General features: G+C 64.0%; 18 protein-coding genes and 3 tRNA genes. 10 read left to right on the top strand and 11 right to left on the bottom strand.

Annotated features, from left to right (window positions below):
- Positions 1 to 151: 151 nt before the first annotated feature.
- A tRNA-Arg gene (locus ACSVIE_RS18890) sits at positions 152 to 225 on the bottom strand.
- A 284-nt stretch (positions 226 to 509) separates the two neighbouring features.
- Between ACSVIE_RS18890 and ACSVIE_RS18895 the strand changes: the two genes are divergently transcribed.
- A complete protein-coding gene (locus ACSVIE_RS18895; RefSeq protein WP_442424838.1) occupies positions 510 to 2,336 on the top strand; it encodes a phosphoenolpyruvate carboxykinase (GTP) in 1,827 nt (608 codons plus the stop codon).
- Between the two features lie 89 nt (positions 2,337 to 2,425).
- Here the strand turns inward: ACSVIE_RS18895 and ACSVIE_RS18900 are convergent, their stop codons facing one another.
- The 4 genes from ACSVIE_RS18900 to ACSVIE_RS18915 form a co-directional block, all read right to left on the bottom strand.
- Entirely contained in the window at positions 2,426 to 3,583 is a 1,158-nt protein-coding gene (locus tag ACSVIE_RS18900) for a globin domain-containing protein (RefSeq protein WP_442424839.1), read from the bottom strand.
- Between the two features lie 193 nt (positions 3,584 to 3,776).
- Positions 3,777 to 4,286 (bottom strand): RrF2 family transcriptional regulator, encoded by a 510-nt coding sequence (locus tag ACSVIE_RS18905; protein WP_442424840.1) that lies wholly within the window; start codon positions 4,284 to 4,286, stop codon positions 3,777 to 3,779.
- A 23-nt stretch (positions 4,287 to 4,309) separates the two neighbouring features.
- On the bottom strand, positions 4,310 to 4,807 hold the full coding sequence (locus ACSVIE_RS18910; protein WP_442424841.1) for a hypothetical protein: 498 nt from the start codon (positions 4,805 to 4,807) through the stop codon (positions 4,310 to 4,312).
- Positions 4,808 to 4,819: 12 nt separating this feature from the next.
- Positions 4,820 to 6,238, bottom strand: coding sequence for a phosphomannomutase/phosphoglucomutase (locus ACSVIE_RS18915; protein WP_442424842.1), 1,419 nt, complete (start codon positions 6,236 to 6,238; stop codon positions 4,820 to 4,822).
- A gap of 125 nt (positions 6,239 to 6,363) precedes the next feature.
- On the opposite strand from ACSVIE_RS18915, the gene ACSVIE_RS18920 reads away from it, so the two are divergent.
- Complete coding sequence (locus ACSVIE_RS18920; RefSeq protein WP_442424843.1) at positions 6,364 to 8,529, top strand: RecQ family ATP-dependent DNA helicase; 2,166 nt, start codon at positions 6,364 to 6,366, stop codon at positions 8,527 to 8,529.
- Between the two features lie 179 nt (positions 8,530 to 8,708).
- Positions 8,709 to 10,142, top strand: coding sequence for an MFS transporter (locus tag ACSVIE_RS18925; protein ID WP_442424844.1), 1,434 nt, complete (start codon positions 8,709 to 8,711; stop codon positions 10,140 to 10,142).
- Between the two features lie 79 nt (positions 10,143 to 10,221).
- Here the strand turns inward: ACSVIE_RS18925 and ACSVIE_RS18930 are convergent.
- Both ACSVIE_RS18930 and ACSVIE_RS18935 read right to left on the bottom strand, forming a co-directional pair.
- A tRNA-Ser gene (locus ACSVIE_RS18930) sits at positions 10,222 to 10,310 on the bottom strand.
- 70 nt (positions 10,311 to 10,380) lie between these two features.
- Positions 10,381 to 12,579 (bottom strand): prolyl oligopeptidase family serine peptidase, encoded by a 2,199-nt coding sequence (locus ACSVIE_RS18935; RefSeq protein ID WP_442424845.1) that lies wholly within the window; start codon positions 12,577 to 12,579, stop codon positions 10,381 to 10,383.
- 60 nt (positions 12,580 to 12,639) lie between these two features.
- Here ACSVIE_RS18935 and ACSVIE_RS18940 point away from each other — a divergent pair, with 60 nt between their 5' ends.
- Positions 12,640 to 14,577: an FAD/NAD(P)-binding protein gene (locus ACSVIE_RS18940; protein WP_442424846.1), complete on the top strand. Its 1,938-nt coding sequence runs from the start codon at positions 12,640 to 12,642 to the stop codon at positions 14,575 to 14,577.
- 53 nt (positions 14,578 to 14,630) lie between these two features.
- Here the strand turns inward: ACSVIE_RS18940 and ACSVIE_RS18945 are convergent, their stop codons facing one another.
- From ACSVIE_RS18945 to ACSVIE_RS18960, 4 genes are all read right to left on the bottom strand, one after another.
- The gene (locus ACSVIE_RS18945) at positions 14,631 to 19,157 is read right to left on the bottom strand and encodes an ExeM/NucH family extracellular endonuclease (RefSeq protein WP_442424847.1); all 4,527 of its coding nucleotides are present in this window, start codon (positions 19,155 to 19,157) and stop codon (positions 14,631 to 14,633) included.
- A 221-nt stretch (positions 19,158 to 19,378) separates the two neighbouring features.
- Positions 19,379 to 19,870 (bottom strand): septum formation family protein, encoded by a 492-nt coding sequence (locus tag ACSVIE_RS18950; protein WP_426006027.1) that lies wholly within the window; start codon positions 19,868 to 19,870, stop codon positions 19,379 to 19,381.
- A 181-nt stretch (positions 19,871 to 20,051) separates the two neighbouring features.
- Positions 20,052 to 20,837, bottom strand: a complete 786-nt coding sequence (locus ACSVIE_RS18955; protein ID WP_442424848.1) for a VOC family protein — start codon at positions 20,835 to 20,837, stop codon at positions 20,052 to 20,054.
- Between the two features lie 140 nt (positions 20,838 to 20,977).
- A tRNA-Ser gene (locus ACSVIE_RS18960) sits at positions 20,978 to 21,065 on the bottom strand.
- Positions 21,066 to 21,166: 101 nt separating this feature from the next.
- Here ACSVIE_RS18960 and ACSVIE_RS18965 point away from each other — a divergent pair.
- The 6 genes from ACSVIE_RS18965 to ACSVIE_RS18990 all read left to right on the top strand — a co-directional run bounded on the left by ACSVIE_RS18965 (position 21,167) and on the right by ACSVIE_RS18990 (position 26,521).
- Entirely contained in the window at positions 21,167 to 22,150 is a 984-nt protein-coding gene (locus ACSVIE_RS18965) for an NAD(P)H-quinone oxidoreductase (protein WP_426006029.1), read from the top strand.
- Between the two features lie 28 nt (positions 22,151 to 22,178).
- Positions 22,179 to 22,712, top strand: coding sequence for a PadR family transcriptional regulator (locus ACSVIE_RS18970; RefSeq protein WP_426006030.1), 534 nt, complete (start codon positions 22,179 to 22,181; stop codon positions 22,710 to 22,712).
- Positions 22,713 to 22,875: 163 nt separating this feature from the next.
- Complete coding sequence (locus tag ACSVIE_RS18975; protein ID WP_442424849.1) at positions 22,876 to 25,146, top strand: carbon starvation CstA family protein; 2,271 nt, start codon at positions 22,876 to 22,878, stop codon at positions 25,144 to 25,146.
- A complete protein-coding gene (locus ACSVIE_RS18980) occupies positions 25,146 to 25,337 on the top strand; it encodes a YbdD/YjiX family protein (RefSeq protein ID WP_426006032.1) in 192 nt (63 codons plus the stop codon). The genes ACSVIE_RS18975 and ACSVIE_RS18980 overlap by 1 nt, the downstream gene beginning before the upstream one ends.
- Before the next feature lie 90 nt (positions 25,338 to 25,427).
- Positions 25,428 to 26,072, top strand: coding sequence for a bacterial proteasome activator family protein (locus tag ACSVIE_RS18985; protein ID WP_442424850.1), 645 nt, complete (start codon positions 25,428 to 25,430; stop codon positions 26,070 to 26,072).
- Between the two features lie 8 nt (positions 26,073 to 26,080).
- Positions 26,081 to 26,521, top strand: a complete 441-nt coding sequence (locus ACSVIE_RS18990; RefSeq protein WP_426006034.1) for a hypothetical protein — start codon at positions 26,081 to 26,083, stop codon at positions 26,519 to 26,521.
- Positions 26,522 to 26,595: the final 74 nt, after the last annotated feature.

The following is a 26,595-nucleotide window of genomic DNA, read 5'->3' on the forward strand; positions in this document are numbered from 1 at the left end:
TTACCCCCGCCCTCCCCCACCCCCCCGGCCGGCGTTTGGGGGGTTTTGGGGGCCACAACCCCCCACAACCTGCGACCTGGTTGGGTGCTCGGTTAGTACGCAGGGGAAAGAAAAAGACCCGCACCGGCGAACCGGTGCGGGTCTTCATTTGTGCGCCCAAAGGGATTCGAACCCCTGACCTTCTGTTCCGTAGACAGACGCTCTATCCAGCTGAGCTATGGGCGCATTTCGCGTGATTCGCGGCGGTCTGTTTCTCTGACCCCCTCGAACCTCAATAAACTTTACAGAAGTTCATGTGAAGTTCCAAATCGAGAAGCTGTAATCTGCGCAACTAGACCGGTCTACGTGACCTTTGTCACTTAAATACGCTTCCTCGAAGCCAAGATCCTTGAATTCCCGGGGTTTTGCTCTTCGTTCCTTTGCAGATCAGATGTCTGACAAGCCCAATGGTCTGGTCCGCGGCCCCTATCGTTTAGGACACACCACTGAACCCGAGGAAGGGAACCGCAATGGGCGATCTGGCGCGACTGCCGCTGCTTGAGAAGGCACCTACTACGCATGCACGCCTTCTGGCTTGGGTTGAGGAAGTTGCTGAACTGACCCAGCCGGACCGCATCCACTGGGTTGACGGCAGCGAAGCAGAGAACAAGAAGCTGACCGACGAGCTCGTCGAGGCTGGAACTCTGAAGCGCCTGAACCCGGAGACGTTCCCCAACTCCTTTGCCGCGTTCTCCGATCCCGCAGACGTTGCCCGTGTTGAAGAGCAGACCTTCATCTGCTCCGAAAACGAGCGCGATGCCGGCTTCACCAACAACTGGATGGCGCCGGAGGAGATGAAGAAGAAGCTTCGCGGCCTGTTCGCCGGCTCCATGCGCGGCCGCACCATGTACGTCATTCCATTCGTCATGGGCCACCTGGATGCCGAAGACCCCAAGTTCGGCGTTGAGATCACCGACTCCGCCTACGTGGTGGCCTCCATGCGCATCATGGCCCGCATCGGCTCGGATGTCCTCGAGCGCATCACCCAGACCGACGCCTTCTTCGTGCCGGCCCTGCACTCCCTTGGCGCTCCGCTGGAGCCCGGCCAGGCCGATGTCGCCTGGCCCTGCAACCCGGAGAAGTGGATCGTGCACTTCCCTGAAGAGCGCTCCATCTGGTCCTTCGGTTCCGGCTACGGCGGAAACGCCCTGCTGGGCAAGAAGTGCTACGCACTCCGCATCGCCTCCGTGATGGCCCGCGATGAGGGATGGCTGGCAGAGCACATGCTGATCCTCAAGCTGACTTCCCCGGAACAGAAGACGTACTACATCTCCGCTGCGTTCCCGTCCGCCTGCGGCAAGACCAACCTTGCGCTCCTCGATCCCACCATCAAGGGCTGGACGGTGGAGACCCTTGGCGACGACATCACGTGGATGCGCTTCGGCAAGGAAGGCGAACTCCGCGCCGTCAACCCGGAAGCCGGCCTGTTTGGCGTCGCTCCGGGCACCGGCTGGGGCACCAACCCCAACGCCATGCGCGCCATCGCCAAGGGCAACAGCATCTTCACCAACGTCGCGCTGACCGACGACGGTGGAGTCTGGTGGGAAGGCATGACCGAGGAGACCCCGGCGCACCTGACCGACTGGCAGGGCAACTCCTGGACTCCGGATTCGGAAACCCCGGCTGCGCACCCGAACTCACGCTTCTGCACGCCGATCGACCAGATCGACATGCTGGCGGACGAGTACTACAGCCCCGACGGTGTGGAGCTCTCGGCGATCCTGTTCGGTGGCCGCCGCAAGACCACCATCCCGCTGGTCACCGAGGCCCGCGACTGGTCCAACGGCATCTTCATGGGCTCCACCCTTTCGTCGGAGACCACTGCTGCTGCCGCCGGCGCCGTTGGCGTTGTCCGCCGCGACCCCATGGCCATGCTCCCGTTCATCGGTTACGACGCGGGCGACTACCTGAACCACTGGGTCAACCTGTCGGCCAAGGGCAACCCCGGGCGACTGCCGAAGATCTTCCTGGTCAACTGGTTCCGGCGCACGGCCGAGGGTGGCTTCGCCTGGCCCGGATTCGGTGACAACGCACGCGTGCTCAAGTGGGCCATCGAGCGCCTTGAAGGGAAGGCCGACGCCGTGGAGACCCCGATCGGCTTCGTCCCGACCGGAGACTCAATCGACCTTGAGGGCCTGGACATGACCCCGGCCGAGGTTGAGTCAGCGGTCCGCGTTGACGCTGACGAGTGGGCTGCAGAGCTGGCTTCCATCGAGGAATGGTTCGCCAACTTCGGCGGTTCGCTCCCGGCAGCACTGCAGTCTGAACTGGACGGCCTCAAGAAGCGTCTGGCCTAGACCTCTTAGGGACAACGGCGTCCCTAAGTGAACGACGGCGGCCTGTCACCATTCGCTGGAAAGGTGACAGGCCGCCGTCGTTGGTTTTTCTAGTTGGCAAGCCAGACGTCCGGTCCGAAAACCTCGTAATGGATGCGGGTGGCGGGGATGCCGGCTTCAATCGCTTCGTCGCGGATCTTCTTCATGAAAGGCAGCGGCCCGCACAAGTAGAGCGAGGCGTCGGCCGGCAGGTCCACCTCGCGCAGCGACATGAAGCCGGCGTTGGCTCCGGGTTCCGGGGACTCCAGCCAGAGGTGCAACCGGGCATCGATCTTCGCGGCGTCCGCAGTCATCTGGCCGCTCAGGGCCCAACCGTCCATGGACCGCTCGGCGTGGAGGACCAGGATGTCGCGGTCCGATCCGGCGTCTGCGAGCGAGCGCAGGATCGACGCCGTCGGGGTGCATCCGATTCCCGCCGAGGCAAGGACAACCGGTCCCTCCCCGTCCTTGAGCGTGATTTCGCCATACGGGTTGGAAATCTCAAGAACGTCACCAGGTTCGACGGCGGTGTGCAGGGCGGTGGACACCTCGCCGCCGTCGTTGAGTTTGGTGGTGAAGACCCGGCTGGTTCCCGCGCCGCCGGTGAGCGAGTACTGGCGGACCTGGCGGAGGCCGTCCGGCAGTGCCACCTTGACGCTGATGTATTGGCCGGGCTTGGCTTCGGTAACCGGCGTATCATCAGCAGGTTCAAGGGTGAATGTCATGCAATCCTTGCCGGCCGCCTCCTTGGATACCACCCGCCAGGGCATCCACAGATGGGTGTTGGCCTGGGACTCGTAGAGGTCCTTTTCCAGCTTGATGAGGGCGTCGGCCATGAGCCAGTAAACCTCGGTCCAGGCTTCGGCGATTTCCGGCGTGATGACGTCAGCGAGGTCGGCCGCGATGGCTGCGAAAAGGTGCTCGTAAACTACCCCGTACTGTTCCTCGACGATACCCAGGGATGCGTGCTTGTGGGCGATCCGCGAAAGAACCCTCTCCGGAAGGGTGCCTGGATTGTTGACCAGGTGGGAGGCGAACGCAGCGATGCTTCCCGCCAGCGCTTTCTGCTGCTCGCCGGAGCGCTGGTTGGATCGGCTGAACAGGCCGTCCAGCAGCTCGGGATGCGCGGAGAAGAGGCGGTTGTAGAAGTCTGTGGTGATGGCACCTATCCGTGATCCGACCAGTGGGAGAGTGGCTTCAATGATGGGGCGGGATTTTTCCGAGAGCATGGTTCTCCTGACGTTGGTATCCGGCCGGGTTGTCCGGACCATCCGAATACAAGTATTTCTAATGCTTGTATTCACAGCTCAATTTCTACGCCCTGTAGAAGGGTTATGCAAGTTGAGTCCGCCAAGCGCGGTCCGATCCGCCGAGCGCGGGCCGATCGGGACGGCGCGGGCCGATCAGGACGGCGCGGGCCGATCAAGACGGGAGGGCCGGGGCTGCCTGTGGTGAGCTTGCCGGTTCTCCTGCAGACGCGTGTTGGAATTCGGGACGCAGGCCGATGGTTTGAAAGACCGGAGCCATCTGGCGCGCATGGGGCAAAGAGGAAATGACTACGGCATCGAGCTCGCGGTAGAAGGCTTCTCGTGCACGTTTCATGGCATGGCGGAGCCCGCACTCGGTCAGGAGGGGGCAATCGCCATTGGGGGACTGGCACTCGGCCGGGTCCTGGCGGCTGTCAAGCTGCCTCAGGATCTGGCCGACGGTGGCCCGGCGGCCGGCGGTGTTCAAGCGTGAGCCGCCGAGCCTGCCCCTCTCAACATCAATCAAGCCCATCTCGCGCAGCCGGACCATGGCTTTGCTGACGTGGTTGTAAGGAGTGCCTACGGCATTGGCCACAGCCTGGGTGGTCAACAACGTGCCGTCCGGTGCGGCGGCAAGCACCATGACAGCGCGGAGGCTCACATCCGCGAAAGCATTGATTTTCATGGCTTTCCCTTACGTGACGAGGTCTAGTCCACCCAGATCGTCGGCTCGTGGGTGTCGGGCTCCATTGCTCCAAAAGTGAACCCGTCTTCTGTTTCATGATAGGGAACTATCGCTGCCAGCACGCCACCGTCGCGGTGCTCCGCTGCTCCCGTAATCCCGTCCGATCCATGTTCCGGCAGGGTGACGTCGTAGGCAATGGCTACCGCGCGGTAGTCGTCCCGGCCTTGGCGGAGGAGGTGCTGAACGTCGTCCAGCATCTGCCCGGCATCGAGCTCGCCGTTCTCGTCCGGCTCGTTGGGCGTCACCATGACGATCCTGAGTTCACCGTCATGGGACAGTGTGATGCCGAAGGGAAGGAATCCACCGTTCTGGAGCAGGTGTTCCTGCGCGGTGCCCAGGGCTGTACCAAGGGTCTCCCGGAGTTCACGCTCCTGGACGATCCCGGCGTCTTCCGCGCCGGGCGTGGAGGTTTGCGTGTGGTCTTCGGCCGGATTCCCCGCTGCTTGAGGTGTTTGGTTCATGGTCTGTGTTCCTTATCCCCTGACGATGGCGAGGACGCGGTCGCGGATCTTTTCCATGGTGGGCTGGTCTTTGGCTTCGGCGTTCAGGCGCAGGAACGGTTCGGTGTTTGACGGGCGCAGGTTGAACCACCAGGATCCGTTCCTGGCGATGAAGGTGGACCCGTCCATGGTGTCGACGTCGATGTCTTCTGCGGCGAAGTCTTCACGTACGCGCGCGATCGCGCCGGCCTTGTCTTCGATCTCGGAGTTGATCTCACCGGAGGAGACATAGGGCTCATACTGCCGGCCCAGCTCCGACAGTGGCCCGTCCTGCTCACCCAACGCTGCGAGGACGTGCATCGCGGCAAGCATCCCGGTGTCGGCGTTCCAGAAATCGCGGAAGTAGAAGTGGGCCGAATGTTCGCCACCGAAAACTGCGCCTTCTTCGGCCATGACGGCCTTGATGAACGAGTGGCCCACACGGGTCCTGACTGCGCGGCCGCCATCAGCGGCGACAAGCTCGGGCACAGCCTTGGACGTGAGCAGATTGTGGATGATCACCGGGGTTTCTTCACCGGCTGCCTTGGCCCGGGCGATCTCCCGCCGGGCCACCAATGCGGTGATCGCGGACGGGGACACCGGCTGGCCGGTCTCATCGATCACGAAACAACGGTCGGCGTCGCCGTCAAAGGCCAGGCCGATATCCGCGCCGTGCTCGATCACCGCTGCCTGCAGGTCCCGGAGGTTTTCCGGCTCCAAAGGGTTGGCCGGGTGGTTGGGGAAAGAGCCATCAAGCTCGAAGTACAGCGGGACGATCTCGAAGGGCAGGGCAGGCAACAGCTTGTCACCGAGCACCGCGGGAGTGGTCAGCCCGGCCATGCCGTTGCCGGCATCCACCACGACCTTCAACCGGCGCGAACCGGACAGGTCCACCAGCTTGCGCAGGTACTCGGCATAACCCTTCAAGACATCCTGGACACCGATCTGCCCGCGCACGGCAGCGGCAGGAATGGAACCACTGTTCAAGTATTCCTCTGCCAGGGCCTGGATCTCCTTCAAACCCGTTTCCGAGGAGATCGGCACCGCACCGGCCTTGGCCATCTTGATCCCGTTGTACTCCGCCGGGTTGTGGCTTGCAGTGAACGTGACCCCGGCGGCGTTGAGCGCGCCGCTGGCGTAGTAGAGCTCATCCGTGGAAATCAGGTCCAGCAGCTGCACGTCCGCCCCACGGGTGGCAGCCCCATTGGCAAACGCCCGGCTGAACTCCGGGGAGGAAGGGCGCATGTCCCCGCCCACCAGGACGGTTTGGCCTTCCAGGCCAAGGACATCAACGAAGGCAGCACCCACGGCCTCAACGATTTCAGCCGTGATGGATTCCCCCACGATTCCCCGGACGTCATACGCCTTGAAGGAAGCCGAGAGGTCGAAATTCTGGTTCTGCTCGCTAGTCACGCGCTCAATCCTACTGCGGGAGGGCAATTCGGCAGGAACCGGGAGGAGTGCTTGTGGAAACCCGTTTTCCACATAGGCCGGTTGCATGGTGATGGCTGTCGGGGCTGGCTGGAATACTGGAATCCATGGCCAATCACCCCGCGAACGCCGCCGCTTCCGTGCAAACATCTACCCGTCAGGACGCCCTGGCCTGCCTCCGGGAGCTGGTGGGACATCCAGAGGCGGACTTCCACGAGGGGCAGTTCGAGGCCATCGAAGCCCTGGTTGATGCCGGGCGAAGGACCCTGGTGGTGCAGAGGACCGGCTGGGGGAAGTCTGCGGTCTACTTCGTCTCGTCGCTGCTCCTGCGTCGCCGTGGTGCAGGTCCAACGCTGATCGTCTCGCCGTTGCTGGCCCTGATGCGGGACCAGGTCGCGGCGGCCGCGCGGGCGGGGGTCCGTGCGGTTGCAATCAACTCCGCGAACGCCCTTGAGTGGGAGACAGTCAGGGCCCAGCTGGCCGCTGACGAGGTAGACGTACTCCTTGTCTCCCCGGAGCGTCTGACCAACCCTGCCTTCAGGGAAAACCAGTTGCCGGAGTTAATCCGCCGGACGGGGTTGCTGGTCATTGATGAAGCGCACTGTATCTCGGACTGGGGACATGACTTCCGGCCCGACTACCGCCGGATCGCGGACCTCATCGCCCAACTTCCGGGGTCTGTCCCCGTGCTGGCAACCACCGCCACAGCCAACTCGCGTGTGGTGCACGATATTGAAGAACAGCTCGGAGCAGGAGTGCTGACCATTCGCGGGGCCTTGGGGCGGGAGTCCCTGCGGCTTGGCGTCCTCAAGCTGGCCAACTCCAGGGACCGCCTTGGGTGGCTTCTGACGCACGTGGGCGACCTTCCGGGAAGCGGCATCATCTATGCGCTCACGGTTTCCGCTGCAGAGGATACCGCCCGTCTGTTGTCCGAGGCCGGCCACAACGTGCTTCCGTATACGGGCCGAACTGATCCTGCGGACCGTGAGCGGGCCGAACAACTGCTTAAGGACAACCAGGTCAAGGCACTGGTGGCCACGTCCGCTTTGGGAATGGGATTCGACAAACCGGATCTGGGCTTCGTCGTCCACCTTGGCGCCCCGTCGTCCCCGGTTGCGTACTACCAGCAGGTGGGTCGCGCCGGTCGTGGCGCAGCAAACGCTGACGTCCTCCTGCTTCCGGGACCCGAGGACCGTGAGATCTGGCAGTACTTTGCGACAGCGTCCATGCCCTCCGAAGAAAAGGCCTCGGATGTCCTGCACGTCCTGTCGGAAGCAGGTGCGGCCATGTCCACGGTGGCACTGGAAGCCCGGGTGGACCTTCGCCGCACCCCGTTGGAACTCCTCCTCAAGGTTTTGGCCGTGGACGGAGCAGTGGAACGCGTAGGAGGCGGCTGGCGCTCAACAGGACACCCCTGGAGCTACGATGCTGAGCGGTACGCACGAATCGCGGAGGCCCGCGTGGATGAGCAGGACTCGATGGTGATCTACCAGGACACCGCCGGTTGCCGCATGGAGTTCATCACGTCGGTGCTGGATGATCCTACGGCTGCTCCCTGCGGCCGTTGCGACAACTGCGCCGGCCGCTGGTTCCCGTCGGATATCGCCGACTCCGCCATGGATACAGCCGGCCAGACGCTGCGCCGGGCAGGAGTCGCAGTGGAGCCCCGGCTGCAGTGGCCCAGTGGCATGGACCGGCTGGGGGTCGCGGTGAAGGGAAAGATCAAGCCGGACACAAGCGTTTCGGAAGGACGCGTCCTTGCGCGGTTGACTGATCTGGGCTGGGGAGGTCCGCTGCGGGAGCTGTTTGCAGCAGGAGCGACAGACCGCGCTGTTGACCCCGCCATGTTGCAGGGCTGCGTCCAGGTGCTGCGCGAATGGTCCGGGGCCGAAGGCGGAACGCCGTGGAGCGGAGCCGGGCGCCCCGCCGCTGTGATCAGTATTCCCTCAAGAAGCAAACCGCAGTTGGTGGCGACGTTGGCGGAAGGAATCGCAGGCATCGGCCGTATGCCGTATCTGGGTCAGCTCCAGCCCCAGTTCGGTGGACCCACGGGATCACGTGGCGGCAACAGTGCCTTCAGGCTCGCGGGAGTCTGGGACCGGTTGGTCGTAGGCCCGGAGCTGGCCCACGCATTGACAGCCTTGCAGGGACAGCCTGTCCTCCTGGTGGATGACCTGATCGACTCACGGTGGACCATGACAGTGGCGGGAGGAGCGCTTCGGCATGCTGGGGCCGGCGCGGTGCTTCCACTGGCCCTGGCGCAGGCGGGATAGCGCCGGAATAGCGCGGGGATGTTGCGGGGCGCCCGTATGGACGCCCGATATGAACGTCCAACTGCAATGAAACCCCTACGATGAACGTCATGTTGTGATCGCTCCCACTCTGCCTCTATAGGATCTAGGCAAACCCGCATGAGCGGAGCGGACCACCCCAGAGATCCCGGACGGAAGTCATGAGTACACCTTCCAGCAGCACGGACGTCACAGCAGGACAGGAAGGCACCTGGCAGCCACGCCTGGCTTTGCTGGTGGCAGCGACGTTTTTCATGGAGTTCCTGGATGGCACAGTCCTGACCACGGCCATTCCCAGTATCGCCTCAGACTTCAACGTAGCTGCGGCGGATGTCAACATCACCATGACGGCATACCTGGTGACCGTGGCCATGGGTATTCCGCTCAGCAGTTGGCTGGCCGAGCGGATGGGCGCCCGAACGGTGTTCTGCGCGGCCATCGCGGTGTTCACGGTCGCATCCTTGCTATGCGCACTCAGTCAGGACTTGACCATGCTGACGCTGAGCCGCGTGGCCCAAGGAGCCGGTGGGGCGATGATGGTGCCGGTCGGGACCCTGGTGGTCCTCCGCGGCACGCCCAAGTCCGAGCTCCTGCGTGCCACCGCCTATCTGGTGTGGCCTGGCCTGCTTGCGCCCGTCCTCGCTCCGATGGTGGGCGGAGCCCTGACCACGTTCCTGTCCTGGCATTGGATCTTCCTCATCAACCTGCCGCTGGGCATCGCGGCGTTTATCGCAGCCCTCCGGTTGGTACCGGGCACCAAACCTCAGGGCAAGCGCAAGCTGGACTGGTTTGGCCTGCTGCTGACCACGCTGGGCGTTGGTGCCTTGGTGGTAGGCCTGGAAACCCTGGGCGGCCACGCGCCCGGGCTGCTGGCCGCCGTCGTGGTTGCTGCCGGAGTCCTCTCGCTGGGAGGTGCAGTCTGGTGGATGCGCAGGACCCGCGTGCCGCTGTTCAACCTCGGCGTCTTCCGGACCCGGACGTTCAGGGCGACGTCCACGGGTGGTTTCATTTACCGCCTGACCATCAGTTCCGTCCCGTTCCTGCTGCCCTTGATGTTCCAGGACGGGTTCGGGTGGGATCCCCTGAAGGCCGGGGTGATGGTGGCCGCCGTGTTCATCGGCAATATCGGCATCAAGCCAGCCACCACGCCCATCATTCGGCGTTTTGGCTTCAAGCCGGTGCTCGTGTTTGCCTCGCTGGCGTCGGCGGCAACCTTTGCCCTCTGCGCGTTCCTGACCCCGCAGACACCGGAACCCATCATCTTTGCGTTGCTTCTGTTCAGCGGGGCGTTCCGCTCCATAGGATTCTCCGCCTACGCCTCAGTGCAGTACGCGGACATCATCCCGGACGAGCTGCCCTCCGCCAACGCCATTTCCGCCACGCTGGTCCAACTGGCCGCAGGGGCAGGCATTGCGGTGGGCGCCCTGTTCCTGCGGTTGTTCGATACCGCCCCGGTCTTCGGCGCAGACCAGATTGCCGCCTACAAGGGCGCGTTCATTGCCATGGCGGTCCTGATGCTGGTGAGCGCCGCCGACAGCCTCGCCCTCCACCGCGATGCAGGTGCTGAGGTCAGCGCCGGGTCGGCCCGGAGGTAGCTTGCGGCGTCCGGCTGAAGCCCTCAGCGGACACCTGGAACGCAAAAGGTCCCGGTTCAAAAGAACCGGGACCAATTCGCGGAGACGGGGGGATTTGAACCCCCGGTCGAGTTTAACCCCGACCCTTCATTAGCAGTGAAGTCCATTCGGCCGCTCTGGCACGTCTCCAATCCGCTATTGCTAGCCCACCAAGGATACGCAGAACGTGCGGCCCAGTGCAAAACAGCCGCCCAGCCACTCAGGCTCCGGCCAGGGCCTGCCAGAGGAAGTGATTGCTGCGGGCCTGCAATGCTGCGGCCTGCCGGTTGTCCGAGGCTCCCGCGTGTCCGCCCTCCAATGCTTCGTGGAACCACACGTTCGGTATGCCCATGGCCTGCATGCGGGCGGCCATTTTGCGTGCCTGGACAGGCCCGACGCGGTCATCCGAGGTTGCCGTCCAGATGAACGTCTCCGGGTAGTCCACGCCGTCCCTGAGCAGGTGATAGGGGGAGAAAGTCTTGATGAATTCCCACTGCGAGGGCACGTCGGGGTCGCCGTACTCGGCGATCCAGGAGTATCCGGCGGACAACTTGGTGTACCGGCGCATGTCCAGCAGGGGTACGCCGCAGGACACAGCACCGAACAGCTCCGGGTAACGGGTCAGCATGTTCCCAACCAGGAGTCCGCCGTTGGAGCCGCCCACGCAGCCCAAATGCCGGCGGCTGGTGACGCCGCGGGTGACCAGGTCCTTGGCCACGGCTGCAAAGTCTTCATAGGCGCGGTGCCTGTTCTCCTGCAGGGCCGCCCGGTGCCAGGACGGTCCGTACTCGCCGCCGCCACGGATGTTCGCCACCACGTACACACCGCCGCGTGCATCGGCACCGGTCAAGCGGCGTTCCAGCCAGGCGCGTCCAATGGTTCCGCTGTAGGCAGGAGTGCGTGAGACTTCGAACCCGCCGTATCCGGACAGCTGGGTGGGGTTCCGGCCGTCCAGCACCAGGTCCTTGGCGGCGACTTGAAAATACGGGACTTTGGTGCCGTCGGCGGAGGTGGCAAAGTGCTGTTGCACCTCGTAGAGCTCGTCGTTGAAGAACGACGGCGACTGTTTGACGACGGCGTGGCTGCTCACCACGGTGGGGGTTCCGGAAGCGGCCGTCAGGGTTCCGCGCATCAGGGTGGTAGGTGTCGTGAAACCGGTGGCCACCAGCCAGAAGTCGTTGCCGGCGGCGTCCAAAGACGCATCGTCGCCCGGCCCGGGGAGAGAGTCTTCGTCGTCCACGGCGTAGGCATTGACATCATGCAGGGGCGGGCAGGCATCCAGCAGGGTGGACGCCCAGGAACCGTCCGGGCCGGCCTGGGAAGGATCCAGTACCCGGATTTCCGATGAAACGTCCCGGAGGAGGTTCAGCAGGAGGTAGTCGCGGGTCCAGCTCCAGGATTGCAGTGACGTTCGTTCATCCGGGGTGAACAGGACGGTGAGCTCCCGGGAACCCGCCAGCCAGTCATTGAACCTGGCGGCCAGCAGGGATCCGGCGGGATGCACGGTGCCGGCCGGTTCCCAGTCGTTCCGGGGGCGGAACAGGAGCCAGCCGCGGTGGGCGCTGATGTTGACGTCCGTGGGCACATCGATGGCCAGCCACCGGCCGTCCTGCATCAACCAGGTCTGGCGGTTGTAGAAATCGATGTAGTCAACGGCAAAGGTCCGTTCGAAGCCCGGAGTGGCGTCGTGGACCACCATGGCCAGCATGTGGTCTTCGGGGATCTCGAAAAGCCGTTCGGCATCGTCCAGCAGTTGGCCCCGGCGAAGCTTCACGCCGGTCCGGGCATACGAAGAGGACGTGGCAGGGAGTCCGGCGGCCGTGCTGGAGACGAGCAGGGTGTCGGCGTCGAGCCAGCTGATATTGCCCTTGGCCGTGGGAATATCAAAGCCACCGCCAACAGGATCCACGAAACTGCGGGTGGCTACGTCGAATTCGCGGTAGCAGTTGGCGTCTCCGCCGTCGGGCGACAGCGCGATCATGGCGTGCCGGTAGTCGTCGCCGTCCCGGGGGCGCAGGAAAGTGGCTCCGTGGAAAACCCACTCCTGGTCTTCTGCAGCGGCCAGCGCGTCGATATCGAGCAGCACATCCCACTCAGGCTCGTCAGCCTTGTAGCTGTCCCAGGTGGTGCGGCGCCACAGGCCTTTGGGGTGTTCCTGGTCTTTCCAGAAGTTGTAGTAGTACCCGCCCCGTTTGCCCACCATGGCGATGCGGTCCGTGGAGTCGAGGACTTCCAGGATTCCGGCCTCCACGGCAGCGTAGTCGTCACCATCGAGCAGGTCTTCGGTACGCGCGTTCTGTTCCCGGACCCAGGCCAGCTGCTCCTCGCCGTGGATGTCTTCCAGCCACGCGTTCTCGTCCGTGGGTTCAGGTGCGATCGGTTCGGCCGGTCCCTGACCGGTCTCTGCTGTGGTGGTCATCGCCCCATCCAAGCAACTCCCGTCAACGGGAAGCAAGTCACACGGAAGTTAAGCTGGAGCGTGGATATAAAGCAAACACGCAGTGTCGCCCTGATCGGGGCCGGTCCCCGCGGGACCAGTGTCCTTGAGCGCCTGCTCGCCAACTGGACGGCGACCCCGACAGCCCTCCAGTCGCTCCATATCCACGTCGTAGACCCTTACCCCGCGGGTTCAGGGCATGTCTGGCAGCCGGAGCAGTCGCGGCTGTTCCTGATGAACACCCAATCGTTCTATCCCACGCTGATTCCTGAGGATCCCCAACTTGCGCCGCCGCTCGCGGGTGGTTCGTTCGACCAGTGGCGGGAGTCCCGCCGTCGTGATGGCCGCGGACTGGACGAGGCCGAAAAGGCGGAGCTTTCCACGCTTGAGTCCCATGATTTCCCGAGCAGGGCGCTGTACGGGCGTTATCTGCGGCAGACGCTCGCGGAGGTGCTGGAGCGCAAGCCCGACGCCGTTGAGGTCACCTTCCACCAGACAGAGGCTGTTGCTGCGCGTCCGTCAGGCGACCAGTTCGACGTCGAACTTGCGGACGGCGCGGTCCTCACCGTCGGTTCGGTGGTCCTGGCGCTGGGCCATGTCGACTCGCGGCTGAACCCGGAGCAGCGTTCCTTCGACCAGGCGGCAGCCGAACATGGCCTGCTCTATTTCCCTCCTGCGCCTCCTGCCGATGTTGACTGGCAGCGCGTGCCGGACAATGAGCCCGTGCTGGTCCGGGGCATGGGTTTGAATTTCTTCGATGTGATGGGGCAGCTCACCGAAGGGCGTGGGGGCAAGTTTGTGGACGCCGGCTCACCCGGAGCCGCCGCTCTTGAGTACCGGCCATCGGGCCGCGAACCGAAGATCATTGCTGCCTCCCGGCGGGGGACGCCGTACCGCGCGAAAGCCGGCCTGACCGGGTATTACCCCAGCAGCGTCACCATGCGGTACCTGACGGAGGCGGCCATGGACCGTTTTCGGGCGGCAGGAATCCAGCCGGCGTTTGACCACGATCTGTGGCCGCTGCTCCACCGGGATGCCTTGTGGGCTTACTACTCGACGCTGGCGAGGTCCCAACCGGCAGCCATCCGCGACCCGAAACAGTTCCTGGCGGACCTGGGGGACGCGATGCAGCCGCACGCCCACTCCACGGCGAACTGGGAGAGCGACGTTGGTGAGCTCGTGGAGAAGCATGTCGTAGCCTCGCGCCGCCTCAATCTGCGCGCGCTTGCCGCGCCATTAGCCGGCAGGTCTTTCAGTTCCCGCCGTGAGCTGGATGCGGCGATCACTGCATACCTGGATGATGACGCGCGGCGGTCCGCCCTGGGGGAGTCGGACCCGGTGAAGATGGCGATCGGCGCCCTTCATACCGGCCGTGCGATTTTGAAGTCCGTGGTCGCGGACGGGGGGATCACCGACGAGTCCTGGCTTGCCGGACTCCGTGGATGGTTTGAGTCGTTCGTGGAGGGGCTGGCAAGCGGTCCTCCCGCCCTGCGATCGGAACAGCTGGCCGCCTTGGCGCGGGCCGGCGTCGTGAGCTTCGTAGGACCCGACCCCAAGTTCAGCGTAGACAGGACCGCGAGAGTCTTCCGGGCCGATTCACCCTGGGTACACGACGCTCCCGCGGAAGCCCGCACGCTGATCGAGGCGATGTCGCCGGCCAACCGGGTCAATTTCAACGTTTCGCCGCTGTTGGAGCAATTGATGGCTGACGGCCTGGTGCGCACCAGGATCATGATGAGCGTGGAAGGCACACCGATGCAGACCACGGGCCTGGACGTCCAGCCGCACCCGTACCGTCCAGTCGCTGCCAACGGTTCCGTCACGAAGGGCATGTATGTCCTGGGGCTGCAGCTGTCGGCCTCCCAGTGGGGGACCGCCATCGCCGCCGAAGCGCGTCCGCGCACCGGCAGGGTTTACGCCAGCGGCCAGCGAACCCTGCGCGATGCCGACGAAATCGCGCGGAGCATCCTCGGCATTTAAGCGCGTCATGCCCCCAAGCCGGGCTTGGGGGCATGACGACGGCGGGGGAGCGGCTAGCCCCTCAGGCACCGCTGGTATTCAAGCCACGCGATGGCGTACTTCAACCATCCCACGACGTCGTACCACTTGGTGGGCTTGACCGGAGCCGTGCACTGGGGCTGGGTGGGTCCGCTGTCAGCCACCGTGACCTGCGTTTTCACTACGGTCCCGGACTCGACGGCGGTCAGCACCAGCGTGCCCGGTCCTGCAGCTGCCGAGGCTGGAACCTTGAGGTCGACCACCGCGGCACCCCCGGATACCGGCACATCGCCGAGGGCTGTGTTGGCGCCCTTCGCGTCGATGAAGACAGCCTTGAGGGTCTTGTTGGCCGGGCTGCCGATGGAGGTCAGGTCCAGCTTGGAGACGGCCAGGGCGATGGCGTCGCCGGCCTTGACTTCCGCCGCGGTGGAGTTGGCCACGGCCACGGAACGTCGCGCGAAGTCCGGAGAGACCGGATTGTTCCCCTGGAGGTACTTGATCCAGGCGTCGCGGTCCACCAGTCCGGTGTCTTTCGTGTTGCTGCCTTCCTTGAAGATCCGGAAGTTGTCACCGCCGGTGGCGAGGAAACTGAACGTCCCGATCCTGTACTGCCTGGCCGGATCAATGACCTCGCCGTCGATCCGGATGCCGGTAATGCGGTCACCGGCAGGGCGGGAAGCGTCGTAGGTGTAGTTGACGTTCTTGGAGAGGCCCAATTGCTGGTAGGGGCGGCTGGGGATGGTGCCGTCCGGGTTGGTCTGCCATTGCTGTTCCAGCAGGGTCTTGAACTGGGCACCGGTCAGTGACGTGGTCCAGAGGTTGTTCACGAACGGCAGCACGGCGTTGGCCTCTGCGTACGTAATGGTGCCGTCGGGTGCGTAGTAGAGCTCGTTCCGGAGACCGCCCGGATTGACGACGCCGATCTCCGCCCCGCCCAGTTCCGGTGCTTTGAGCGTGTCCACCAGGGAGTCCGCCACGAGGTTGCCAAGGGTGGATTCGTTCGCGCGGTCGTCGCGCTTGGGGGCACCGCCGGCCGGATCAGGGGTGAAGGCTGTGGTGATATCAGCGGTCACTGCACCCACGGGCTGGTTGCCGATTTCTGCAGCATTGGCCAGTGCCTTGTCAACAATCGTCCTGACCGCGGCGACGCGCGGGTAGGCGGCGACGAGGCTTTCTGCCGTTTCGGTTGTCCTGTCCACGACGGCTGCCTTATACGCCGTCACGGACTTGGAAGCAGTGTCCACCGTCAGGGTCACGGTGCCAACGTTTTCGCCGTAGTTTCCGGTCTGGACGATCGGACGGGTCTTGCCGGTTGGCTGGCCGTTGCTGTCCAGGATGGGAGCATCCCAGGCGTATTCCTTGTGCGTGTGCCCGGTGAAGATCGCGGCAACGTCGGGAGTGGTCTCGTTGACCAGCTTGGCAAATGGTCCGCCGGCCTCGACTTCCTGTTCCAGGGTGGCGCCTTCCGGTGTTCCGGAGGCTGCGCCGTCGTGGTTTTCGACGATGATCAGGTCGGCGGCGTTGTCAGCCTTGATCCTGGCCGCAACGCGGTTGATGGCGTCCACCGGATCACCGAAATCCAGATCCGCGATGCCTGCGGGCGTGACAAGGGTGGGCACCTCCGGGGTGACCGTGCCAATGACGGCCACCCGGAGGCCGTTCATGTCCAGGACCTTGTACTCCGGCAGGACCGGGGTAGTGGTGCCCTTTTGGTAGACGTTGGCACCGAGGTAGGCGAACGTGGCGTTGTTGCCCCCTGCGACAACGCGGTCGCGCAGATCAGCCCAGCCGCCGTCGAACTCGTGGTTGCCCACTGCTGAGGCCTGGAGTTCAAGCGCGTTCAGGACATCGATGGTGGGCTGGTCCTTGGCGACCGAGGAGGCGAAGAGGGACGCCCCGATGTTGTCACCTGCCGAGATAAAGGCCGTGGCGCCAGGAGCTGCCGCAGCACGGAGTTTCTCAACGGTCCCCGCGAACAGCACGGTGTTGGTGTCGATCCGGCCGTGGAAATCGTTGATGCCCAGGAACTGCAGGTCAACGGTTGCCGGTGCGTCCGGAGCCAGGTTGAGGCCCACCACCACAGGATCGTGGTCGCTGGCCCGGAACTCGTCCGGAGCATAATAGTTGGTCACATTGTTGTTATACCGGCTGTACTCCAGCGCCACGGACTCCACGGAGTTGATGTTCCAAATGTCGGTTCCCGTCACGGTCTTGTGCGCAGCGGGGGAAGCCAGGATGTGGTCCAGGGAACCGACCATTCCACCGAACAGGTAGGAGTGCTTGTTGGTTCCCGCCTCCAGGTCCACGTAACCGGCACCAGTGAGGACGTTGATGGGGTCTTCCTTGGCGTAGGCGTTGAAGTCGCCGATCAGGAACACCTTGTCTGTGCCTTTGGAAGCCTGGAGGTCCTTGGAGAAGGCGAGCAGCGATTCGGCCTGCTTGGTGCGGGCAATGTTGGACGCACCCTGGCCCTTGTCCGTGTCGTCCGGAGTGGCCGCTGATCCCTTGGATTTGAAGTGGTTGACGATTGCGATGAACTTCTTGTCATCGGCCGCGCCCACCGGCTTGAAGACCTGGGCCAGTGGCTTGCGCGCGCTCGCGAAAGCCACAGTGTCATTGTGGATAATGGATTCGCCCACAGGTTCGGCGTTGGCCTTCTTGTAGATGAACGCCGTGCGGATCATGTCTTCGTCGCTGAGTGGCGGGGCGTTGGCCGGTGTCCGCACGTAGTCCCAGATTCCCGGCGTTTGGGCGTTGAGGGCGTCCACCAGCTTGGACAGGGCATCATCGCGGTTCTTGCCCAACTGCGCAGAATTCTCGATCTCTTCGAGGGACACGACGTCGGCGCCGGACTTGGCGATGGCTGCGACGATCTTGGCCTGCTGGCGCTCGAAGTTCTCAGCGTTGGCAGCACCTCGCGCGTTGCAGCCTTCCTTGACCGTGATCGGGTTGCCTTCCCGGTCGGTGTAGAACACGCAGCCACTGAGCTGGTCGCCGGTGGTGGGGAAGTAGTTCAACACGTTGAAGGACGCCAACTTCAGCGTGCCGCCAACATCTGCCGGACCCTCGGGGCGGCTGGCGGTGAACGTCGCCGGTTGGACTGTGTCGGCGTTGGCCGGAGTCAGTGCAGTGAGCGGCTGAAACTTCCAGGCGTTGTTGCCGTAGCCCAGGATCACGTTGGTGGTGAAGTTTGCCGGTGAGCCCACCCGGACAGGATCCGTGGTGGTGAGGTACGGGAGCTGCTGGGCCTTGGTGGTGGCGTCCTTGAGGAAGTTGGTGGAGGCGCCGTCGTCGAGCTTGATCCCGCGCATCGCGTTGTCGGCCACCACCGCCGCATATTCCGCCGAACCGTAGGCGGCTACCGCCGTCGGCTGTACCAAAGGTGACGTCCCGGCAGCGAGGCCGATTTCGCCGTACTGGTTCAACGAGTAGTTGTCGGTGACCGTGAAATTGCCTTCGGGCGCCACGAGCATGCCTTCGAAAGCCTCGCGCGCGGCGTCATTGGCCGGCAGCGCGAACGGCGTGGCTTTCACTTCGGGTGCGGCTTCCGTGAGCTTCTTCAGCCCGGCAGCTTCCACCGTGATCTGGGTCTGTTTGGCGAATTCGCTCACGGGACCGGTCAGTTCCAGATACTCGCCCTGATGGACGGAACCCGCCATCGTGGGGGAGTAGACGAACAAAGCGTCCGACGCCGTCCTGGCCGCCCCGCTGCCGTCGCCGCCGGTTCCGGGGGTCTGGACGTAGTAGCCGTTGAAACCGCCGGTGGCGTAGACCGCGGTGACCTTGCCACGGGTGGTCACCGTGGCACCGACGAAGGGGCTGGCTGCGCCCGTGCCCTGGATTTCCGCGATGGTCCTGGTGCCAGGTTCGGGCTGTGGATCCGAGGGCGTTCCGCTGCCTCCAGCCGCCGTGGGCGTGATGGTGGCGTTCAGGCTGAAATCGGCGGCGTTGGAGTCGGTATCCACGCCGTTGGTGCGGTTAAGGCTCCGCACGTCCGTGTTCCCGGACGGAGCCTGGGCCGGCGCCGCTTCGAACGTATTGGACGTACCGTAGCCGAGGAGGTCCGCGATGGCGGCGTCGCCCGTCACGGAGCCTGCGGCCAGCGGAGAGACGGCTGTTGGCTGCTTGGCGAGGATCAAGGTTCCCGCCGTGCCACTCGGGTTCAGGGTGCCGCTGGCCTGGACGTCCGCCGCGGGCAGGGCAGGAGCAGTGGACGTGCCGTTGTTCGTAGCGCCCTGGATCAGGAAGTGGCCCTTGGCCGGGATCGTGCCAGCCAGGGCGGTGATGCCGGTGGGGGCTCCCGATCCCGTCGCCGATCGGTATTGCAGGGACCAGCCGGCCAGGCTGACCGGCGTATCCGAGGAGTTGTAGAGCTCTACGAACTTGTTCTTGAACGCAGCCCCGCTGCTGCCTCCGCTCAAGTAGGCCTCGTTGATGACCACCGGCGACGTGCCGGCCGCCGGTTCATCGGCTGCGATGGCCGGGACCGCCGTCAGCGGGGCCGCTATCAATCCCGCTGACAGGATGGTCCCCGCCAATAGTTTCCAGTGCTTTTGGTGCATCCGCTCTAACTTTCATTAGTGAGCCCTGTGGGGCTCCATGGACGGCGCCCACTGTCTTGTGAAGTGGACGATGTACCGGAAGTTACTCCCGGGTAAAGCTGCCTCGGGCATAGCTGAACACGAACGGATGAATAGGGGATGGCGCGCCGGTGGCCGGGGGGTTGCTCCGGTCACCGGCAGGCCACCGGCTGGTCACCGCCTGACAGGCGGCCAAGTGAAACTTACTTGGCGGCCCCCTTCAAGGAACCAGTGGTTGGTTCCCCTGCGGCACCACCGATGAGGCAGACGATCTCGCGGTCGTTGGCCTTCCAGGTCTCACTGGTGGGGTAGAAGTACGTCAGTTCCAGGGACGATTGGTCGAAGGGCAGGCCTACGAACGTGGCGAACTCGGCTCCACAGAAATCCTCGGACTGAGCCTCCACCTCGGACTGGCCGGGATAGGCGTCGGCCACGATGTTCTTGGCGGCGTAAGCCTCAAGATCGTGGCTCTGTCCGCAGGGGATGACGGCTACGTCCTTGACTTCGGTGCCGTCGGGCTCGGCGATGCAATCGCCCACCTTGACCTTGAAAGCGTCCGCAATCGAGGTCTCCGTCGGCCGGCCCGACTCGTCTCTTTTGGCATCCCCGCTGCTGATGAAGGCACAGCCTGCCAGCGCCAAAGCGGCAGCGCCCAGCACGGCTGCGGCTTTGATGGTTTGTGAAAGGTGGAGCATTTCCGGTCCTCGTTCCCCAGAAGGACCACATCGGTCCGGACTGAGATCCGGCACACGTGGTCGGTCGATGAGGGACCGGATACAGGCACCCGTGCCGAACGATCCCCCAGGATCGGCAACGGGCAGACCGTGCCGGCCGCCCTTGGGTAGGTGGCGGCCGACGCGACCCGAAAATCAAAGTCTAAGGCGTGGGACCCAGGTCCTGGATCACCTTGAACACGGCACCCGTCGGGTCCGTCAGCGTGGCCAAACGTCCGAACGGTGTGTCCTCGGCAGCTTGGGTGACCGTGGCGCCCAAAGCCAGTGCCTTCTCCACGGTGGCGTCCGTTTCCTCGACAGCGAAATAGACGCTCCACATGGACGGGACCTGCTCCGGGAGGAAACCGGAGGCGTCCATGATGCCGGCCTTGGCATTGTCTCCGGCGCCCAGCGTCGTATACCGGAATTCCGGGGTGTCACTCATGACCTCCGTTTGCCAGCCGAAGACGTTCTGGTAGAACGACACCGCCGACTCGTAGTCCTTGGACAACAGTTCGTGCCAGGCCGGCGTGCCGGGCTCTGCTGCGACCTCATAGCCCTTCATCTCTCCGAATTGCCAGGCTCCGACGGAGGCTCCTGAAGAGTCTCCATACATGGCCATGCTGCCCTGCTCCGGAACCTCCATCGGCTCCAGGAAGATCTGGCCCCCGTTCGCGGCGGCAGCCTCAGTGGTGGCCTTGATGTCATCCGTACGCAGGTAGGTGGACCAGAGGTCAGGCATGGCGCCCATGTCTTCCTGCTTCTGCATGATTCCGGCTACGAGCTTTCCGTCCTTGGAAGCAGTGATGTAGCCGCCGTACTTTTCCTGGTCTCCAGTCTCGTAGGTCCAGCCGAAGAGCGCGTTGTAGAAGGATTTCGCTTTCTCAGGATCGGACGTCATCAGATCGATCCAACACGGTGAACCGGCAGTGATATCAGGCGTAGGCATGTGCAGAGCTCCTGTAGTCAGGCCGCGGCATACTCCGCGGCTGATGGTGTAGTGGTGGAGACACGAAGAACACTATGCGGGGGCTCTGACACTTTTTCAACAAAAAATGCCCGGGTCCATGGACCCGGGCATTTGCCTTGCGGAAGGTAAGGGATTTGAACCCTTGGTACGGGGTTACCGCACACTGGTTTTCAAGACCAGCTCCTTAGGCCGCTCGGACAACCTTCCCTGCCTAGTAGTGTTTCATAGGGAGTTGGCTCTACCAAAACATCACGTCCCGCAGGCCCCGCCCCGGCCCTGCAGGACCAGCAAGAAACCGGGAGTTCGTCATGAAAGCCGTCTACATCTCAGAACCGGGCGGACCTGAGGTCCTTGAGGTCCGGGACGTACCGGCTCCGGTGCCCGGCGAGGGCGAGGTGCTGATCGACGTCGTAGCTGCCGGCCTGAACCGCGCTGACGTGCAGCAACGCCGCGGCTTCTACCCGCCGCCTCCCGGCGCGTCCGACATTCCGGGGCTGGAAGTCTCCGGGCGCATCGCCGCGTTCGGGCCCGGCGTGACCAAGGCATTCTCCCTCGGCGACAAAGTCGTAGCGCTGCTCGCCGGAGGCGGCTACGCACAGCAAGTGGCTGTTCCCGCCGAACAGGTGCTTCGCCTGCCCGAAGGCGTCGACCTCATCACGGCCGCGTCCCTGCCCGAGACCGCGGCAACCGTGTACTCCAACCTCATCATGACCGCGCAACTGCAGCCCGGTGAGACCGTCCTGGTCCACGGAGCCACGGGCGGCATCGGAACCATGGCCATCCAACTCGCCAAGGCCTACGGCGCCAACGTTGCCGCCACTGCCGGCACTGACGAGAAGGCAGGCACCGCCAAGGCCTTCCTCGGTGCCGACATCGCGATCAACTACTCCGAGGAGAACTTTCCGGAGAGCCTCAAGGCACAAAACGGCGGGCGGGGCGCTGACGTGATCCTCGACGTCGTGGGCGCCAAGTACCTCCAGCAGAACCTTGATGCGCTCGCCGACTACGGCAGGCTGATCGTCATCGGGCTGCAGGGCGGCACCACTGCGGAGATCAACCTTGGCCAACTGCTCAGCAAGCGCGCGGCAGTTATCGGAACGGCGCTGCGTCCGCGTCCCGTCGCGGAAAAGGGCATCATCATGTCCGCAGTGCGGGAGTCCGTGTGGCCCATGCTCGCCGATGGCCGGATCAAGCCGCTGGTAGCCAGGACTTTTCCCCTGGACCAGGTACGGGAAGCCCATGAATACTTCGACTCCGGCGAGCACGTAGGGAAGGTCCTGCTGCTCGCCTGACCGCGCACGCCCACGAGGAAGGAGGCTCATGTCCATCCGGCACAGTTTGCTGGCCCTGCTGCAGGACCGGCCCCGGTATGGCTATGAGTTGCGCGTGGAATTCGAGGACCGTACTGGCGCCGCCTGGCCACTGAACATCGGCCAGGTCTATACGACACTGGACCGGCTCGAGCGCGACGGCCTGGTCAGCAAGGACGGCGACGACGGCGGCGGGCACGTGGTCTACAGCATCACCGACGCGGGGGTTGAGGCAGTCGGGGACTGGTTTGCGGGGGCCGTGGAGCGGGGCAATCCGCCCCGGAACGAAATCGCGATCAAGCTGGCGCTCGCCGTTACCTTGCCGGGGGTGGATGCGTCGGCCGTGATCCAGTCCCAGCGTGAGGTTTCCGTCCGGGCCCTCCAGGAGCACACGCTGGCACGGAAGAGCTTGTCCACACATCCCAAAACCGCAGATACCGCGATGCTTTTGGTCCTTGATTCCCTGATCTTCCAGGCGGAGGCGGAAGTCCGCTGGCTTGACTTGTGCGAAGCACGGATGGTGCAGGCTCGGGCCCAGTCCTGACTTCCCGTGACCGTGGCCCGGGATACCGCTGCCGCACACGCCTGCCGCACGGGAGCAACCGTTTACCGCGTGTTAGGCGGTGGTTGGCGTGGGTCCTTCTTTCCTGTCCGTGCGCGTTGCTAGGGTGCATGAAGCACCCACCCGCAGCTCTCAAGGAGGAGACATGGACAAGATCCCTGGCAAGGCCATTACGGCGGAAGGGCTGGACCCAAGCCTGCCGCCACCGGCCGTGGACGATTCCGTCCTTGAGGCCGAGGACCGCAAATGGACCCCGGCCAAGATCGGACTCTGGATAGCAATTGCCCTGCTGGGCGGCGTTGCGTGGGTCATGCTGGCCCTGGTCCGGGGAGAGACGGTCAATGCCATTTGGTTCGTTTTCGCGGCCGTCTGTACGTACCTGATCGGCTACCGGTTCTATTCCAAGGTGATTGAGCGGTACCTCCTCAAGCCCGATGACCGCAGGGCTACCCCGGCCGAGTACAAGGCCGACGGCAAGGACTATGTCCGCACGGACCGGAACGTCCTCTTCGGCCATCATTTCGCGGCCATTGCAGGGGCGGGTCCGCTGGTGGGTCCGGTCATCGCGGCCCAGATGGGCTACCTCCCGGGCACTATCTGGATCATTATCGGCGTCGTTCTTGCCGGTGCCGTGCAGGACTATCTGGTGATGTTCTTCTCGATGCGGCGCGGCGGCCGGTCGCTGGGCCAGATGGCCCGCGAGGAACTTGGCGTCATTGGCGGCACCGCCGCCCTGATCGCCACCTTGCTGATCATGATCATCATCGTGGCCATCCTGGCCCTGGTGGTTGTCAACGCCCTGGGTGAGAGCCCGTGGGGTGTGTTCTCCGTGGGCATGACCATTCCGATTGCGCTGTTCATGGGTGTGTACCTGCGCTTCATTCGTCCGGGCAAGGTGATGGAGGTTTCCATCATTGGCTTCGTCCTGCTGATGGCAGCCATCATCGGCGGCGGTGCCGTGGCCGGGACGGAATGGGGTGCGGCGTTCTTCCACCTGGATAAGGTCACGATCGCATGGGGCATCATCGTCTACGGTTTCATCGCCGCGATCCTGCCCGTCTGGCTGCTCCTTGCTCCGCGTGACTACCTGTCCACGTTCATGAAGATCGGCGTGATCGTGATGCTGGCAGTGGCCATCATCGTGGTCCGCCCGGAGATCAACGTTCCTGCGTTCAGTGAGTTTGCCAGCCGGGAGAACGGTCCCGTCTTCTCCGGTGCACTGTTCCCGTTCCTTTTCGTGACCATCGCGTGTGGTGCGTTGTCCGGCTTCCACGCCCTCATTTCCTCCGGCACCACGCCCAAGCTGATCGAGAAGGAACGGCAGACTCGGTTCATCGGGTATGGCGGCATGCTCATGGAGTCCTTCGTGGCCATCATGGCGCTGGTTGCGGCGATCTCGATTGACCGGGGCATCTACTTCGCCATGAACGCACCACTGGCCCTCACGGGCGGCACCGTGGAATCGGCTGCCCAGTGGGTGAACAGCCTCGGGCTGGCCAACGTCAACATCACTCCCGATGTCCTGGCCCAGACTGCCACGGACGTAGGGGAGGAAAGCATCATCTCCCGCTCAGGCGGTGCCCCGACCCTGGCTGTCGGCCTGGCGCACATCATGCAGCAGTTCATCGGCGGCCCGGGCATGATGGCGTTCTGGTACCACTTCGCGATCATGTTCGAGGCACTGTTTATCCTGACCGCAGTGGACGCCGGCACACGCGTTGCGCGCTTCATGCTGCAGGACTCGATCGGCAACTTCATCCCCAAGTTCAAGGAAGCCTCCTGGCGCCCGGGTGCCTGGCTGTGCACCGCCATCATGGTCGGTGCCTGGGGAGCGGTACTGCTCATGGGCGTCACGGACCCCCTGGGTGGCATCAATACGCTGTTCCCGCTGTTTGGTATTGCCAACCAGTTGCTGGCGGCCATTGCCCTGGCAGTATGCCTGGCCATCGCGGCCAAGCGCGGAGCGTTCCGTTACCTGTGGATCCCGGCAGTCCCGCTGGCTTTTGCAGCCGTAGTGACCATTACGGCGAGTTTCCACAAGATCTTCTCCTCCGTTCCAGCTGTAGGCTACTTCGCCAACAACGCCGCGTTCAGCAAGGCACTGGCAGAAGGGAAGACCGAGTTCGGAACCGCGAAGACCGTGGCTGCCATGGAAGCCGTGGTCCGCAACACCATGATCCAGGGCGTCCTCTCGGTCATCTTCGTGACCCTGAGCATCATCGTGATTGTGACTGCCATCCTGGCCACTGTGCGGGCTTTCCGTACGGGTGGAGGCCACGACCACGAAGACACGGCAGTGCCATCCAAGGTCTATGCACCCGCAGGTTTGATTGCCAGCCCGGCGGAGAAGGAACTGCTGGCCCAGTGGAACGCCCTGCCGCCGGAAAAGCGCCTCCAGAAGGCAGCACACCACTGATGAACGCAATCACGAAGGGCTTGAAGGACTTCTCCGCGTACATGCGCGCCTTGATGGGTGCGGACGCCTACCAGAAGTACTTGGAGCATTTCGAGAACACCGGACATTCCGGTCCTGCCATGACTGAACGCGAGTTCTGGCGGGACCGGATGGACCGCCAGGACACCAATCCGCAGGGCAGATGCTGCTGACCGGGTCCGGATGCGGGTTTCGCTACGAACGAAGTCCAAAATCCGGCCCCGGCGGCCGGCTGGCGTGAACCACGTGAGAGTATGAAACGCATGAGCGATCTGAACAACACCCAGCCTGAGGTTGCGGCTTCGGACGACACGCCTGTAGAGGGGACAACCCTGGACCAGGACACTGCCACCTCCGGCGCCGGCCCGGCCCCGCAGGAAACGTCGGTGGAAGAAACCAAGCCCAGGGGAACCAAGCTTCAGGAACTTGTTGACGAGCCCGCGAAGGTCATGCGGATCGGCACCATGGTCCGGCAGTTGCTGGAAGAGGTCAAAAGCGCGCCATTGGATGATGCCGCGCGTGGCCGGCTGGCTGAAATTCACGAACGCTCCATCAAGGAACTCGAGGACGGGCTGGCTCCCGAGCTCATCGAGGAGCTTGAGCGCATCAGCCTTCCCTTCCCTGAGGAGAAGGCTCCGTCCGACGCGGAACTGCGCATCGCCCAGGCACAGTTGGTTGGTTGGCTGGAAGGCTTGTTCCACGGCATCCAGGCGGCTATCGCCGCCCAGCAGGCGGCCCAGAGCCACGCGGCCGCACAAATGCAGCTGCGCCAGCTTCCGCCCGGCACGGTTATAGCCCCTGGCATTGTCATCGGCGAGAACGGCCAGCCCCAGCGTGCTCCGGCACCTGGGGCTGCACAGCAGGCCCGCCCGGAGGACCCCGACCACGGTCCGGGCCAGTACCTCTGAGCTGATCCGTGGGTTTCTTTGGGGCCGTCCGGCAAGGGCGGAAGGACGATCTCGAGCTCGGCAAGGGGCTTTGGCGCCGGGCCCATGACCGCTTTCACCGTGGCCTGGACCGGTACCACCAGGTACTTGAAGGCGTGGATGACGACCAGCTCTACGGAGAACTTGTGGACGTCGCCAACCAGCTGGCCGAACTGCTGCCGCGGGTCAGGGCTGTCTGTGTGGAGGCCCAGAAACGCGCTCCCAGCGATGGCCTGGATGTGCCCGGCTCCTTGGCAGGGGTGCATCGCGCGTTGTCCAAGGCCGGTAATTCACTGGCCACCACGGCAGAAGCCGCTGCGATGCTCAGGCTGGCAGTTGGCCCCGTGCCGGTAGGAGCGTTGTCCGTCCGACGGCGTGCGGAGTCGGTTTTCGAGCAAGTGTCGGATGCCGAGCGCCAACTCAACCCCTAACCCTTCGCCCTCAAGGTATAGCGCGTAAGCAACTACCAGCGCGCGCCGATATTCCCCTGTGGCAATAAGTTAAG

The sequence above is a fragment of the Paenarthrobacter sp. NCHU4564 genome (assembly GCF_052156435.1).
Lineage (GTDB): Bacteria > Actinomycetota > Actinomycetes > Actinomycetales > Micrococcaceae > Arthrobacter.

What these genes read in the sequence shown, in the direction of transcription:
- ACSVIE_RS18895 (WP_442424838.1), top strand. Translation starts at nt 510, where the DNA reads ATGGGCGATCTGGCGCGACTGCCGCTGCTTGAGAAGGCACCTACTACG.
- ACSVIE_RS18900 (WP_442424839.1), bottom strand. Translation starts at nt 3,583, where the DNA reads ATGCTCTCGGAAAAATCCCGCCCCATCATTGAAGCCACTCTCCCACTG.
- ACSVIE_RS18905 (WP_442424840.1), bottom strand. Translation starts at nt 4,286, where the DNA reads ATGAAAATCAATGCTTTCGCGGATGTGAGCCTCCGCGCTGTCATGGTG.
- ACSVIE_RS18910 (WP_442424841.1), bottom strand. Translation starts at nt 4,807, where the DNA reads ATGAACCAAACACCTCAAGCAGCGGGGAATCCGGCCGAAGACCACACG.
- ACSVIE_RS18920 (WP_442424843.1), top strand. Translation starts at nt 6,364, where the DNA reads ATGGCCAATCACCCCGCGAACGCCGCCGCTTCCGTGCAAACATCTACC.
- ACSVIE_RS18925 (WP_442424844.1), top strand. Translation starts at nt 8,709, where the DNA reads ATGAGTACACCTTCCAGCAGCACGGACGTCACAGCAGGACAGGAAGGC.
- ACSVIE_RS18935 (WP_442424845.1), bottom strand. Translation starts at nt 12,579, where the DNA reads ATGACCACCACAGCAGAGACCGGTCAGGGACCGGCCGAACCGATCGCA.
- ACSVIE_RS18945 (WP_442424847.1), bottom strand. Translation starts at nt 19,157, where the DNA reads ATGCACCAAAAGCACTGGAAACTATTGGCGGGGACCATCCTGTCAGCG.
- ACSVIE_RS18950 (WP_426006027.1), bottom strand. Translation starts at nt 19,870, where the DNA reads ATGCTCCACCTTTCACAAACCATCAAAGCCGCAGCCGTGCTGGGCGCT.
- ACSVIE_RS18955 (WP_442424848.1), bottom strand. Translation starts at nt 20,837, where the DNA reads ATGCCTACGCCTGATATCACTGCCGGTTCACCGTGTTGGATCGATCTG.
- ACSVIE_RS18965 (WP_426006029.1), top strand. Translation starts at nt 21,167, where the DNA reads ATGAAAGCCGTCTACATCTCAGAACCGGGCGGACCTGAGGTCCTTGAG.
- ACSVIE_RS18970 (WP_426006030.1), top strand. Translation starts at nt 22,179, where the DNA reads ATGTCCATCCGGCACAGTTTGCTGGCCCTGCTGCAGGACCGGCCCCGG.
- ACSVIE_RS18975 (WP_442424849.1), top strand. Translation starts at nt 22,876, where the DNA reads ATGGACAAGATCCCTGGCAAGGCCATTACGGCGGAAGGGCTGGACCCA.
- ACSVIE_RS18980 (WP_426006032.1), top strand. Translation starts at nt 25,146, where the DNA reads ATGAACGCAATCACGAAGGGCTTGAAGGACTTCTCCGCGTACATGCGC.
- ACSVIE_RS18985 (WP_442424850.1), top strand. Translation starts at nt 25,428, where the DNA reads ATGAGCGATCTGAACAACACCCAGCCTGAGGTTGCGGCTTCGGACGAC.